Below are 13,555 nucleotides of genomic sequence, written 5' to 3'. Positions count from 1 at the left end.
ACATCACACCATTTCCATCGACAAGTGGGGCACTCGCTTTGCCACCCAACCTGCCCGGAACCGCGCCAAGCAGACCTTACGGTTTCAGGCAGCGACAGTACGGCGGGCCACCGAAATACCTTCCCGATTCATTAGCTGCCAGATCTTCGATACGTCATAGACCTGCATGTTGCCCTGCCAGGAGCGTTTGAGCTCGGGCTGCAGGGTCTGGTCGCGTGTCTGATCTGAAACGGGTAGTCGATGAACGTCAATCAAGTTGATTATATTAATCAATATTTACATATAAATTTGTCGGCATATGATTGCATCAACATATTTATCGAGTGTCTCTCAACGCTCGTTCGAGGCTGATCACCATGCGCTCCTCCACGCTCTCTGCTCTTGGCATTACCGCCACGCTGCTCTCGGGGCCTTCTATGTCATCTCCCGTTCCGCCCGCTCTTGCATCAGAGAACGACACCTTGGTGTCTATCTCGCAAACATTAGAGGCACAGTCGAATGGCTCGATGACTTGCGTCGCTATCGCGCAGCAGTCGTTGGACGAAATTCATCGTCTCAACCCAACTCTGAAGGCATTCATCACTGTCAATCCGAACTTGCTGTCTGACGCAGCAAAGCTAGATGCTCTTCGTCGGGCCGGCACGGTCTTGCCGCTGCACTGCGTAACGGTTGCGGTAAAAGACAACATAGACGTTGCTGGCATGCCGACCACCGGCGGCTCCGTGTTGCTTGAGAACAATCATCCTGAACATGATGCCGACGCGGTAGATCGCCTCCGCGCCGCCGGCGCATTATTTGTTGGCAAGACCAATCTTGACGAACTGGCTGTCGCCGGCAGCACGATGAGTTCGCTGGGTGGGCAGACGCTTAATCCTTATGACAACACACGGTTTGCGGCGGGTTCCAGCGGTGGTTCGGCGGTATCGGCATCGACCGGAATTTCAATCTGTTCTATCGGTACCGAGACCGTGAATTCGCTGCGCAATGCGGCAAGTTCAGCCGGCGTTGTAGCGGTCCGTACGACACCTGGCCTCGTTAGCCGAAACGGTGTTATCCCACTATCTTCGTCAATGGATGTGGTGGGGCCGATCTGTCGTCACGTCGAAGACTCGGTCCGGATGCTTGAACAAATGACAGGGCACGTCCCGAGCGATTCGCCGACGACTGCGGATGGAGGGGCACATACACGAATTGCCCTGGAGAACTTGCACCCAGCCGAACTAAAAAGCGTGCGGCTCGGTGTGCTCAAGAATCTCTTTTCAACTGAGCCAGATGGCGCGCCAGCCAATGAAGTCCTCGAGGCCGCGCTCGTCAAATTACGCTTGGCCGGTGCTCAGATCGTTTCAATCGACGATACGGAGTTCGACTCCGCGACGTCGAGTGAGCGGATGAACGTAAGTAATTATGAGTTCCGCCCTTTGTTCGACAAGTATCTGGCGTCGATCAAATATGTCTCCGGCGTTCAAAATACTCAGGATTACTATGACGCACATCGGTTCCCCGCGTCGACTATGGAAAATTTTCTGAAGAATGCGGCTAGTTGGGACGATCCTTTGCATATGCCTGAGTATCTCGCCGCACTTAGATACACCGCGACATTTAAGACGAAACTGCTCGATCTGATGCACGCGCATGAACTAGATGCGCTTGTGTACCCATCACAGAAGCGTCCGCCGATTTTGCAGACTGACAAGCCGCGTCCGGAACGTAACGGGGTGTTCGCTTCGGCTATGGGGCTGCCAGCGATTGATCTACCGGCTGGTTTCACTGAGCCGACTGCAAATGCACCTGTGGGGCTGCCGGTGGGTATGGATTTGCTTGCCCGGCCGCATGACGACATGAAACTGCTCAATGTCGCCTTGGCAATTGAAAAAACGCTTGATGCGCGTCGCTCTCCATTGCTTGCACGCCCGTAAGGGTCAGAGCAGCGTCGCGGGCAACGCAGTCGAGCGGATCGTTGACTGGATAAAGAATGCTGTCACTTCAACAATAATAAGGAGACTCCCGTATGACTATTCAAAGTTCTATTGACGACCGCGCTGGATGGCCGCCAGGTTTTTTTATCGGCTCGCGCGAGCGGGTCCCGACGGACGCTCAAATCGCTGCATATACCGGTAGGCCAGTCGCGACTATTGGAGATTGTCTCGGACGTAATTTGGGTGCGAGAGGTTTGAAGATTTATCACGAATCTTTACGCCTGACGATGTGCGGCCCCGCGCTCACAGTGCGCGTCCGTCCAGGCGACAATCTGATGATCCACAAGGCGCTGGAACTCGCGCGAGCGGGTGACGTACTCGTCATCGATGGTGGGGGTGACCTCTCACAAGCGGTAATTGGCGGTCTGATACGAACCACTGCTTTGGCTGTCAAGTTGGGCGGGATCGTGCTGGACGGCGCGTTGCGCGATGTCACTGAATGGAGTGATGGTCTTATGCCCATTTTCGCGAAGGGGCACACCCATCGCGGACCGACTAAGAGCGGCCCTGGGGAAATCAATATTCCGATCGCCTGCTCAGGTATGACGATAGCGCCAGGGGATCTGGTGATTGGGGATGCCGACGGCGTGATCTCTATTCCAGTCGACCAACTGGATGAGTTGCTGCCACGCGTTCTCGAGCATGAGCGGCGTGAAGCGGTCATCCGCGAGGCTAATGCTAGTCGCTGCTCCGATCCTGAGCGCTTCAACGCGATATTGCGCTCTTGCGGATGCCCGGTCTGAGTGCTGCTTGTATCAAGGAGACAATGAAATGAAATCTATTGCATTGCACTCGCCTGACGATACATGTCGGGTCACGAGTACCCCAATCAGCTTAACTGGACAGCAGATATCGGTACTTGAGAAAGTCCGTCGTCGCATGTTGCCAATACTGATGCTGTGCTACTTTGCGGCCTTTCTTGATCGCGTTAATGTTGGTGTTGCTGCGCTTCAGATGAATGCTGACCTCGGTCTAACCAATGCTCAATTCGGCCTCGGTGCGGGGCTTTTTTTTGTTGGTTACGTCATATTCGAAGTGCCGAGTAACCTGCTGCTAGTACGTCTTGGCGCGCGTCGGTGGATTCCACGGATTCTCATCAGTTGGGGGGTCGTGTCGGCGTGCATGGCGTTGGCCTGGGATCACGGTAGCTTCTATGCATTGAGGACACTGCTTGGAATTGCAGAGGCTGGTTTTTTCCCCGGCATGCTCTTCTATTTGACACTGTGGTTTCCGCGTAGCTATCGGGCGCGTGTCTATTCCTTGCTGTCGGTGGCAGTTCCGCTCGCGTCGGTCATCGGCGTACCTCTATCTAGCTGGATATTGAACAACTTTCACGGCTTCGCGGGGCTGAAGAGTTGGCAATGGATGTTCATTATCGAAGGGATGCCTGCGGTTGTTATGGGTTTCGTGTTCTATTACTTCCTGCCGAGCCGTCCTGAGGAGGCAACATTCCTGAGCGCGGATGAACGAACTACCCTTGTCGAGCTTATGCATGCCGACCGGGGGGCACATCAGCTCGCTAATAAGCATGAGAACGACCACTCTTCATTGAGACGAATGATCGCCGACAAGCGGATATGGGCTATGTGCCTGATCGAGATGTGCCTGATAATCGGATCGAACAGCGCGGCAATTTGGATGCCACAATTTGTCAACGCATCTCACATTCAGATGTCGTTAATCCAAGTCGGCTTTGTTGCAGCGTTGCCGCCTCTGGCAGCGTGCGCCGCAATCCTATTCAGCGGATGGAATGCTGACCGAACTGGCCGGCGTGTTGCGCATGTTGCGATCCCTTTTTTGATCGCCGCCGCAGGTTTTGTACTAGCTGCATGCTCGGATTCCGATGTGGTACGACTGATCGGGCTAGTGATCGGCAGTGCAGGGATTTCAGCGAGTATTCCGAACGTTTGGTATATCCCAACGGCGCTGCTTTCCGGTTCTGCAGGCGCTGCCGGGCTTGCGCTAATCAATTCGGTTGGTAGCGTCGGTGGTATTTTCGGGCCCTATGTAATTGGTGAGATACGAGACTTAACCGGTTCTTTCAATGGTTCCTTGCTGTTTCTCGCCGGTGTGGTGGCACTCGCCTCAATCACTGTGACCATACTTGGGCATCGCATGCGGTTGATTCTAAATCCTCCAGCATAGGGCGTCCTCAATTCACCATGTTACGACCCGGTCCCCGACGCAATATCGGTTTTTACGTAGGATATCAAAATGAATAATCAAGTAAGAGATTATGTACTTTCGTCCAGCCACGTTCGGATCAAAGAAGTACGACTTATATCGATTGCCGCTGCGCCTCGATCAAACTGGTCGTTTTTATCGCTGGACACAGATGATGGCCGAACTGGCTGGGGCGAACTCACGTTACGCTCGCATGAGCACTTGCTCGGCTTGGCACTCGAAGATTTGCGGCCGTCTCTGATCGGTAAATCGCTTACCCAGGTTTTCAGCGATTTTGCAGCCCGTCCATCCTTACCAAGTGGGCGAGTCGGTAATGCGCTGCTATCAGCGCTCGATCAGGCGGCAACAGACCTGCTTGCACAGATGAAGGGGGTGCCTATTTTCGAATTGCTAGGCTGTCGAAGCAAGCATCCGTTGCGCGGCTATGCAACTGTCAATCGCAGCGTTCGTGAACGCACGCCGGAAGGGTTTGCTCAAGCGACCCTGCGTGCGGTCGAGGCAGGTTATCGAGGCGTCAAGATTATGCCATTTGACGCATTACTTCCTGCGACTGCTTCAACTCCTCAAGGCCAGGGCGAAATCGAGCGAGCGCTTGAGCGGATAGAGGCGGTGCGTGAGGCAGTGGGAAGTGAAATCCAGTTGATGGTTGATTGTCACTGGCGACTTGATGAAGCGAGTGCAATGACGTTTATCGAACGTGCTGCTCAATCGCGCCTGCATTGGGTTGAATGTCCTGTGCCCGAAAGTGAATTATGGGACGCCGCTATCGCGCGGCTACGACAGCACGCGAATGCACATGGGTTGCTGCTCGCGGGTGCCGAGAATGGGGTGTGCGCCAGTGGGTACGCTCGTTTTATCCAAAAGAAACTCTATGATGTGGTGATGCCTGATATCAAGTATTGCGGTGGCTATGGTGAGCTAGAGCATATCGTCCGGCTAGCGCGGGAAAATGGAGTTTCCGTGTCACTGCACAATCCCAGTGGACCAGTCGCGCACATGCATACGTTACATGCGTGTCTCGCACTGGGGCTTGATCAGCCGGTCGAGCATCAGTTTTCGGAGTCGCCTCTTTTCCAATCATTAACTATCGGTGATGGGCCAGTTGCGGTGAATGGCTGCTTCGAAGTTGGTGATGCTGCAGGCCTGGGAATCTCGGTCGATACTGAGTGTGCAGCAGGTCACCCGCTTGCTCATGTTCCACTGTCGCTGGCCGATCCCAGTTTTGCATAATGAATGACAGGGGGTGCGGATAAATGGCCTTGATCGCTGCAATTGTTCGAAGCGTTGAGTCCATCTGCACTCTCGGTTAGTCACTCGAAAAATCCCCCGTCCCTCATTGCTGCTCCACGCAGAAAATCCGTCCAGAAGGTTCTGCTTCCGGAGTGCCGACTTGCATGCCGAGAACTTCGCGCCCACCGTTTGTGTTAACGGCTATGGTGATTATGACGGCGACCGACACAAAGCGTCCTGCCTCCCGAACTTTGACTTACGTGGCGTCAATCCACAGATAAGGCCAGTCGCCCTCAAGTGATCGATCCAGGCACGCGTTGACGCGCTCGTCGATCTCCGGCCTGGCGCGATACCCGACCGGCTGCTTCTGGCCGACTGCTGCCTGATTCGACCGGCCGAATTGGGTCGACTACGACCAGTAGCCGCCCTACGCCACCCCTTCCAACTCCACCAGCATCTCCGGTGCAATCACCAACTCACTCGCGGTCAGGTTTTCCCGCAGATGTGCCACCGAGGAGGTACCCGGAATCAGCAGGAGGTTGGGCGCACGCTGCAGCAGCCACGCCAGCGCCACCCGCATCGGTGATGTATTCAGACGCGCTGCGACGCTCGACAGGGTTTCCGATTGCAGGGGTGTAAAGCCGCCCAGCGGGAAGAACGGCACGTAGGCGATGCCCTGCTGGCCCAGCTCAGCGATCAGTGGCTCGTCAGCTCGATGGAACAGGTTGTAGTGATTCTGCACGCAGACAACGTCGGCAATCCCTTGCGCCTGCTTGACCTGAGCGGCTGTGACGTTACTCACCCCAAGGTGACGAATCAGACCCTGACGTTGCAATTCAGCCAGCGCGGTGAATGACTCTTCGATGGACTCATCGCCTGGCGCATGCATGTTTCCCCATGCGCGGAAGTTCACCACTTCCAGAACGTCCAGGCTCAGGTTGCGCAGGTTGTCGTGCACGGCACGCGTCAACTCGGCAGGGCTGTGTGCGGGATTCCATGAGGCATCGGCTCCGCGCTGGGCACCGACCTTGGTCACAATCACCAGTTGCGCAGCGTAGGGATGCAAGGCTTCGCGGATCAGTTGGTTGGTGACATGGGGGCCGTAGAAGTCGGCCGTATCGATGTGATTCACCCCCGCCGCCAGCGCCTCGCGCAACACAGCAAGCGCTGCTTTGGGATCTTTGGGCGGACCAAACACCTGGGGACCGGCCAACTGCATCGCGCCGTAGCCCATGCGATTGACCGTCCGGTCGCCCAATACGAAGGAACCTGCTTTGCTGGCGTTGCTCATCTCGTGTGCCTCTATCAAGGTGTGTGGGGCCACTATAGGCATTGACCACTTCCTTGATAATCGGGTGCAATCGGCACAGGTTGTACGGACGAGCGAACAATGACGACGGATATTCAAGACTTACTGGCCTTTGTGGCCGTCGTAAAAGCCGGCGGCTTTCGCGAAGGCGCGCGAACGAGCGGTAAATCTGCGTCAAGTCTCAGTGATGCGGTGCGCCGCATAGAAGCCCGGCTGGGCGTACGTTTGCTCAACCGCACGACGCGCAGCGTAGCGCCCACCGAAGCGGGCGCACGCTTGATGGAGCGAATCGTGCCGGCACTGGGCGAAGTCGAATCCGCGCTGGACGTGGTCAACGAGTTCCGCGACCGCCCCTCGGGCACCCTGAAACTCAACGTGCCCCTCAGTGCCGCGCGATTGATCCTGCCGCCGATCATCACGCCCTTCCTGCACGCCTACCCCGACATCCGCCTGGAAGTGGTTGCCGAAGAAAGCTTTGTCGACATGCTGGCTGCAGGCTGTGACGCCGGTATTCGTTACGATGACCGACTTGGGCAGGACATGATTGCCGTGCCCATCGGCCCCAGGCTTCAGCGCTGCGCAACAGCCGCCTCACCGGCCTACCTGAATGCCAGAGGCCGTGCTGAACACCCACGGGACCTGCTTGAACACGCCTGTCTACGCGGCAAATTTCCCAGCGGCGCCATGCCGCTATGGGAATACGAACGTGATGGCGAGATCGTCCGTGTCGACCCCAGCGGTCCGCTGATCGTCAAGATTGGCGGTGCCGTGGACCTTGCTGTGCAGGCCGCCATCGATGGCCTGGGCATCATCTATTTGTTCGAGGACTGGCTGCGTCCCCATCTGGACAGCGGGGCACTCGAACCGTTGCTCGAACCCTGGTGGCAGACGTTCAGCGGACCCTTTCTTTATTATCCGGGACGCCAATACCTGCCCTCCCCGCTGCGCGCGTTTGTGGACTTTATCAAGGCGGGTGGCGGTGAACGTCTGAACGTCTGAATTCGGCTCAGCGTGCAACTCGACAGTCGGCGCGAAGGGTATACCCTGTCTTTCACCGGGATGGCTTTGTATCACACTGTATCTAGGCGTGGTTTTGACACTTGCCAATGCGATATCCCGTCCACATCGACACATTCGGGATACCTCAGCGATATGTAATCGACTCCATTGAGGCAACCGATACCCGCCTCGAACCTGGATGTTTGATGCCACTTGGACTGAGGAAGCCCGGATGAACCCGAAAACCACGCTCGCCCTATGCCTGTTTGCAACGCTGAACCTGGGCACGGTTGCCGCCCACGCGGAAGCCACGACCGCTAAATCGACGGCAGTCAGCGCCGACAGCGTCAAGCCAACCGCAGACGCTTCATTTGGTACGCTGAAACACGTGAAAGCCGGTTTGCTGAACGTGGAATACGCCGAGGCGGGCCCCGTTGATGGGCCTGTGGTCATTCTGCTGCACGGCTGGCCATACGACATTCACAGCTATGTCGATGTGACGCCGGTCCTGGTCGCGCAGGGTTATCGGGTATTGATCCCGTATGCTCGTGGTTTCGGCGGCACGCAGTTCCTGTCTTCCAAGACCGTACGCAATGGCGAGCCGGCGGCGCTTGCCACTGATCTCATCGACTTCATGGACGCCCTGAAGATCAAACAGGCCGTGCTGGCCGGCTACGACTGGGGTGCGCGGACGGCGGACATTGTCGCCGCGCTGTGGCCGGAGCGGGTCAAGGCGCTGGTCGCGGTCAGTGGCTATCTGATCGGCAGTCAAGAGTCAGGCAAGACCCCGCTGGCGCCCGCCGCCGAGCTGCAATGGTGGTACCAGTTCTACTTCGCGACTGAACGAGGCCGCCTCGGTTACGACAAAAACCGGCACGACTTCGCCCAGTTGATCTGGAAACTGGCCTCGCCCAAGTGGAACTTTGACGACGCCACCTACGATCGCAGCGCTGCAGCGCTAAACAACCCTGACCACGTTGCCGTTTCGATCTTCAACTACCGCTGGCGTCTGGGGCTGGTCAAGGGCGAAACCAAATACGATCCTCTGGAAAAACGCTTGGCCGCGTTCCCCTCCATCAGCGTGCCGACCATCACCATGGAAGGCGACGCCAACGGTGCACCGCATCCACCGGCCGAGGCCTACGCCAAGCGTTACACCGGCAAGTATGAGTACCGACTGATCAACGGCGGCATCGGCCACAACCTGCCGCAAGAAGCCCCGCAAGACTTCGCTAAAGCGGTGATCGACGCGGATCATCTTTGATCGCTGGCGAAATGAGGTGACGATGTTGGCGCAGGCCCTGGTGACGGACTCCCAAGGCGTGCGCTGTTGTCGATCGGGGTCATTAAGGGCGGTCCATGGCATTAGGTCGACGTTGCGTTGGGTGTCCTGCCGTAAAGGGCAGGTATTGGCCCGTGGCTGGCGGTGACGATAGGCAGATATCGGCCAAAAGCGGCCTGTGGCCGCATTGCCGTGCCGGTTGCACTTCGCTCATCTGCTGGCAGCCCCACTGTCAGCATGCGACACCCTCGCGACCCGTCCGCGTCTCGATTGAAAGTTACCGCCGCCCACGCAACGCCACGAATGCCACACCGGCAATCGCCATCAAGCCACCGAACAGGGTCGCGATGCCTGCTCGCTCACCTGTGAGCCATATCGACAAAGCTGTGGCCACAACGGGAGTTAGATAGAGGAAATTCGCCGCCCGCGCCGCGCCGTAATAACCGAGCGCGAATGTCCACGTGGCATACCCGAGTGCCGCCGGAAAAACCCCGAGCACCAGCACCGCTACCACCGTGCCGTTTGGCGCGCCGCCAAGCGATCCCAGCGCGCTGGGCAGCCAGGGCGTGAGCAGAACCGCACCCGCGAGCAGTGTGTATGCAGTACACGCCAGCGCTCCATACACCGGAATCAACCGCCGCTGCAAGACGAAGTAGCTCGCCGCACACAGCGCCGCACCGAGTATGAGCGTGCTGCCCCCGCCGAGCGTCAAGCCGCCCGGTTGACCGCGCGCAATGACGGCAATGCCGGCAAGACTCACCAGTGAACCGAGCCATCCCCAACGGTTGATGCGCTCGCCGAGAAATATGACCGCCAGCACGGCTGTTAAAATCGGCAAGGTGTTGACGATAAAACTGGCCGCCCCCGGGGCCACTGTCTTCTCACCGGTGTTGAGTAGCGCGTTATACAGCGCGATGCCAAGAAAGCCGCACAGTATGAAGCGCAAAGCATCACGCCACCCCGGCAGACAAGGCCGTTTCCATGCAAGCCAAGCGATCACGAGCAACGCGGCGGTGGCGAAACGCCCCGCCGCGAGTTGCAACGGCGACATGCCCTGTAATCCAATCTGTATGAATGGGAAAGCGGCCGCCCACGAAAGAATCGTGAAGACGACTGCGCCTGCTGCCAGCAGCGGCTGCCTTGTATCGCGTGAGGTACTGGGTTTTGTGGCCGAAGAGAGCGTGTTCATCGTGTGATCCTGCCGAATGTATTCGTGGCGGGATCGTGCCGCGCAGCGATTTGCTAAGCTAGCGCGCAGATCAACTACTGGATGTGAATATGGCTCACACCTCTTCAGGCCGGCAGGCAGGCGGGCCGACGCGCAGCGACCAAGATGCTCGGATTCCATCCGGCGCCGCGCCATCGCCTGCCTCGTTGCCTGCGGTAGCCGCGCGGCCACCACTTGCCAGCCTCGAAACGGTTTGCATCGTCGCGCGTCAGGGCTCGTTTCTGGCGGCCGCCGAAGTCTGCGGTCTCACCCACGGCGCTATCAGCCGACGGGTTGCGGCCGTGGAGAACTGGCTCGGCATGACATTGTTCGAACGTCACGCGCGAGGTGTGCGGCTGTCGCCGGACGGACAACGCTTCGTCGGCCAGATCGAGCAGGCGTTCGGCATCATCGACGGTGCGGCGAACCAATGGCGCTCGCCGCGCAGTCCGCGATCGGTCAAGGTGAGTGTGGTTCCCTCATTCGCCAACCTGTGGTTCTTCGAGCGCCAAGCCGCTTTGGAGAGTGAAGCGCCGGCGCTGCGTATCGAGCTCGATATCGATCACCACAACGCAGATATTGCAGGTGGGCAGGCAGATCTGGGAATTCGTTATGGGCGAGGCAATTGGCGCCAACTCGAGGTCAAACCGTTCCTCACCGAAACGCTATATCCCGTCGCGCATCCTGAGTTGGCCGCGCATCTGGTGGAACAAATCCGTCGTCGAGGCGACGCCGCGCTGCTCGACGTGCCGCTGCTGCACGACTCCGATGTGACCGGCTGGCGCGCGTGGTTCGACGCGCTGAACATCCCGCTCAAACCACGCCCCCAGGACCGCCGTTTCGAGGACTACACGCTGGTACTGGCCGCCGCCGAGGCAAGGCTGGGCGTAGCGCTGGCGCGCACGCCGTTCGCTGATTCGCATCTCAAGCGCAGCGGACTCGTACGTGTGAGCCATCACGAGGTAGCATCACCGCTCAGGTTTTACTTCGTACATGCGAAGGGAGAGAGCCGGCCCGAAGTGCTCGCGCTGATTGAGCGGATGGTGAGGGTGTAGGTGGAGTGCCATTGCAATAAATGGCTTCTAAATCGCCGTCTGTTGGATCAGACGGTTGAATACCTGCGCTGATGTGGCGCGAGGACGAACGGCCGCTTTTGGCTCGCTCGTATGTCCTTTTGGGGGCGATTTCTGCCGGCGCTGACCGGCAGCTGTGGGTCGAAAGAGGTCCTTCAGCGCTCAAAACCAAATGTTTTGGCCAGCTTAGTTGCACCCTTAGCTGTCAAAGTGAGTGCTCTGGAATCAAGATGGCGGCTCATCCAGCCTCGCTTGAGCATCAAATCAAGCAACGCTGCACCCAAGGCACCACCGATGTGTGGCGCGCGCTCGCTCCAATCCATGCAGGGATAGGCCAAGCGTCTGCGTTGATGCAATACGGAATCTACGTCAATCCCCAGTCTGGCCAACAGATCGGTACCTTTTTCAGTGAGGCCGTAGTCTTTTTCTCGCATGTGAATCCAGTCCGCCCGGAGCAATGCGTCATGCAACCTCACCGCGATTTCGCCAGCGCAATGGTCGTAACACGTCCTTGCATGCTTCAAGGCAGAAGGCGTTCCGGGCTTGTACGCTGTCGCCCTGTGATCGGAGATGGCCAGCAATGCCTCCAGCGCTTGGGCCACTTGAGCATTGGACAGTCGGTAGTAACGATGACGACCTTGAACATGCATCTCCACCAGGCCCTGCTCACGCAATCGCAAAAAATGACCACTCGCTGTGGACGCGCCTATATCAGCCAGCGCGGCCAGTTCAGTCGCCGTGCGAGCGTGGCCGTCCAGCAGCGCACACAGCATTCGTGATCGTGCTGGGTCAGCAATTGCGCCGGCTACTGCCGCCAGAGAAAGCTCCGCAGCTTCTACATCCATATTTCACCCAATCCCGAAGTGTCGAGGTACGCAGTCATCATACTGAGGCTTCCGCATGTGAAGGAGTACATCGATGAGTCAATCAAGCTTTTTTGGCGGTAAGGTCTTAGCGGCGACATTTTTGATGGCTGTTTTCGGCTGGGGAATTGGTTTTTATGGCCCACCGATATTCATGTACGCCGTGATCCAGAAAACCGGCTGGTCATTGGCCTTGTGTTCTGCTGCCGTGACGGTGCACTTTTTGGCCGGCACGTTGATCGTCGTGAACCTGCCTGTTTTGTACAAACGTGCCGGCCTTCCCCTAACGACTGTTTTAGGGGCAACAATCCTCTCTCTCGGCGTGTACGGATGGGCGATTTCCACTCAGCCTTATCAGCTGTTCATCTCCGCGACCCTCAGCGGTTTCGGTTGGGTAACGATGGGCGCAGCCGCCGTTAATGCAATCATCGCCCCATGGTTTGTGAGCAAGCGTCCAGGTGCCTTGGCCATGGCCTACAACGGCGCAAGTATCGGTGGCGTCGTCTTCTCATCTGCCTGGGTCTACCTAATTGGCAGGTTTGGCTTCCAGCAGTCGGCCATAGGGGTGGGAATACTTTCAACCGTGGTTATTGGGGCGCTTTCTTTGAAAGTATTCAAGATCCAACCCGTACAGATCGGCCAATACCCCGATGGCGCACATCAAGACCCGACTAAGCTGACACAGTCACCAAGCAACACAGCGATACCGCTGCGGGCCAATCGACAATTCGTCACGTTGGCGTTAGCCATGTCCCTTGGACTGTTCGCCCAGATCGGACTGATCAGCCAGTTGTTCCTGCTGGTGGTCGATCACGTCACGCAAGAAATAGCCGGCCTTGCAATGGGCCTGACAACCGCAAGCGCCATAGCGGGAAGGTTTTTGTCCAACTGGCTGATATCGCCAAGCACCAATCGCCGCACGGTTGCCTGCATGAGCTATGGCTGCCAGTTGGCAGGTTGCCTGACCCTGATGGGCATAAGCGCAATCCCCGCACTGCTTTGGATAGGCATGATCCTTTTCGGCATGGGTATTGGCAACGCAACGTCCCTGCCGCCGCTTATCGCTCAGTCAGAGTTTCCACGCCAGCAAATTCACCGCGTGGTTACGCTGATCGTTGCAACTGCACAGGGTTGCTACGCCTTTGCTCCGGTTTTTTTTGGAGGCATTAAATCGCTGCTTGCAGGAGCACAGGGTGAATTATTGATACTGGCTTTGGCTGGAGGCATTCAGAGTCTTGCAATGCTTGCGCTTTTTATTGGTGGTAAAGGCTCAGAGCAACCACGGAAGAACGACGCCATGATCAACGGGCAGTAATCGGCCAGGAGCGGTCATCCGCGCACGTATAAAGCGCAAAAGCTGGACAACGTGAACCTGCTCTACAAAAAAACGGGTGCAGTGCGAGACACCACTCATCCAAATTAAACATCAGAC

General features: G+C 57.4%; 11 protein-coding genes and 1 pseudogene. 8 read left to right on the top strand and 4 right to left on the bottom strand.

Annotated features, from left to right (window positions below; all coding sequences use genetic code 11):
- The first annotated feature begins 356 nt into the window (after nt 1–356).
- The 4 genes from ACF0H7_RS11245 to ACF0H7_RS11230 all read left to right on the top strand — a co-directional run bounded on the left by ACF0H7_RS11245 (nt 357) and on the right by ACF0H7_RS11230 (nt 5,390).
- Nucleotides 357–1,916, top strand: coding sequence for an amidase (locus ACF0H7_RS11245; protein WP_397452821.1), 1,560 nt, complete (start codon nt 357–359; stop codon nt 1,914–1,916).
- Nucleotides 1,917–2,008: 92 nt separating this feature from the next.
- Nucleotides 2,009–2,719 (top strand): RraA family protein, encoded by a 711-nt coding sequence (locus ACF0H7_RS11240; protein ID WP_397452820.1) that lies wholly within the window; start codon nt 2,009–2,011, stop codon nt 2,717–2,719.
- 28 nt (nt 2,720–2,747) lie between these two features.
- Nucleotides 2,748–4,121, top strand: a complete 1,374-nt coding sequence (locus tag ACF0H7_RS11235) for an MFS transporter (RefSeq protein ID WP_397452819.1) — start codon at nt 2,748–2,750, stop codon at nt 4,119–4,121.
- Nucleotides 4,122–4,190: 69 nt separating this feature from the next.
- Nucleotides 4,191–5,390: a mandelate racemase/muconate lactonizing enzyme family protein gene (locus ACF0H7_RS11230; RefSeq protein ID WP_397452818.1), complete on the top strand. Its 1,200-nt coding sequence runs from the start codon at nt 4,191–4,193 to the stop codon at nt 5,388–5,390.
- Between the two features lie 101 nt (nt 5,391–5,491).
- Here the strand turns inward: ACF0H7_RS11230 and ACF0H7_RS11225 are convergent.
- Together ACF0H7_RS11225 and ACF0H7_RS11220 are read right to left on the bottom strand one after the other, a co-directional pair.
- Nucleotides 5,492–5,727 (bottom strand): annotated as a pseudogene (locus ACF0H7_RS11225) (transposase); the annotation flags it as partial.
- Nucleotides 5,728–5,817: 90 nt separating this feature from the next.
- A complete protein-coding gene (locus ACF0H7_RS11220; protein ID WP_397453880.1) occupies nt 5,818–6,681 on the bottom strand; it encodes an aldo/keto reductase family oxidoreductase in 864 nt (287 codons plus the stop codon).
- 99 nt (nt 6,682–6,780) lie between these two features.
- Between ACF0H7_RS11220 and ACF0H7_RS11215 the strand changes: the two genes are divergently transcribed.
- Complete coding sequence (locus ACF0H7_RS11215; protein WP_397452817.1) at nt 6,781–7,698, top strand: LysR substrate-binding domain-containing protein; 918 nt, start codon at nt 6,781–6,783, stop codon at nt 7,696–7,698.
- A gap of 232 nt (nt 7,699–7,930) precedes the next feature.
- Nucleotides 7,931–8,962, top strand: a complete 1,032-nt coding sequence (locus ACF0H7_RS11210) for an alpha/beta fold hydrolase (protein ID WP_397452816.1) — start codon at nt 7,931–7,933, stop codon at nt 8,960–8,962.
- Between the two features lie 295 nt (nt 8,963–9,257).
- On the opposite strand, the gene ACF0H7_RS11205 is transcribed toward ACF0H7_RS11210, so the two are convergent.
- On the bottom strand, nt 9,258–10,169 hold the full coding sequence (locus ACF0H7_RS11205) for a DMT family transporter (protein WP_397452815.1): 912 nt from the start codon (nt 10,167–10,169) through the stop codon (nt 9,258–9,260).
- 89 nt (nt 10,170–10,258) lie between these two features.
- On the opposite strand from ACF0H7_RS11205, the gene ACF0H7_RS11200 reads away from it, so the two are divergent.
- Nucleotides 10,259–11,242: a LysR substrate-binding domain-containing protein gene (locus ACF0H7_RS11200; RefSeq protein ID WP_397452814.1), complete on the top strand. Its 984-nt coding sequence runs from the start codon at nt 10,259–10,261 to the stop codon at nt 11,240–11,242.
- Between the two features lie 173 nt (nt 11,243–11,415).
- Here ACF0H7_RS11200 and ACF0H7_RS11195 read toward each other — a convergent pair whose 3' ends face one another.
- Complete coding sequence (locus ACF0H7_RS11195; RefSeq protein WP_397452813.1) at nt 11,416–12,105, bottom strand: ArsR/SmtB family transcription factor; 690 nt, start codon at nt 12,103–12,105, stop codon at nt 11,416–11,418.
- A gap of 73 nt (nt 12,106–12,178) precedes the next feature.
- Between ACF0H7_RS11195 and ACF0H7_RS11190 the strand changes: the two genes are divergently transcribed.
- Nucleotides 12,179–13,438: an MFS transporter gene (locus ACF0H7_RS11190; RefSeq protein WP_397452812.1), complete on the top strand. Its 1,260-nt coding sequence runs from the start codon at nt 12,179–12,181 to the stop codon at nt 13,436–13,438.
- The last annotated feature ends 117 nt before the right edge of the window (nt 13,439–13,555 follow it).

This window comes from Pseudomonas sp. NA-150 (assembly GCF_044336365.1).
Lineage (GTDB): Bacteria > Pseudomonadota > Gammaproteobacteria > Pseudomonadales > Pseudomonadaceae > Aquipseudomonas.
This window is presented reverse-complemented; position numbering and strand designations above follow the sequence as displayed.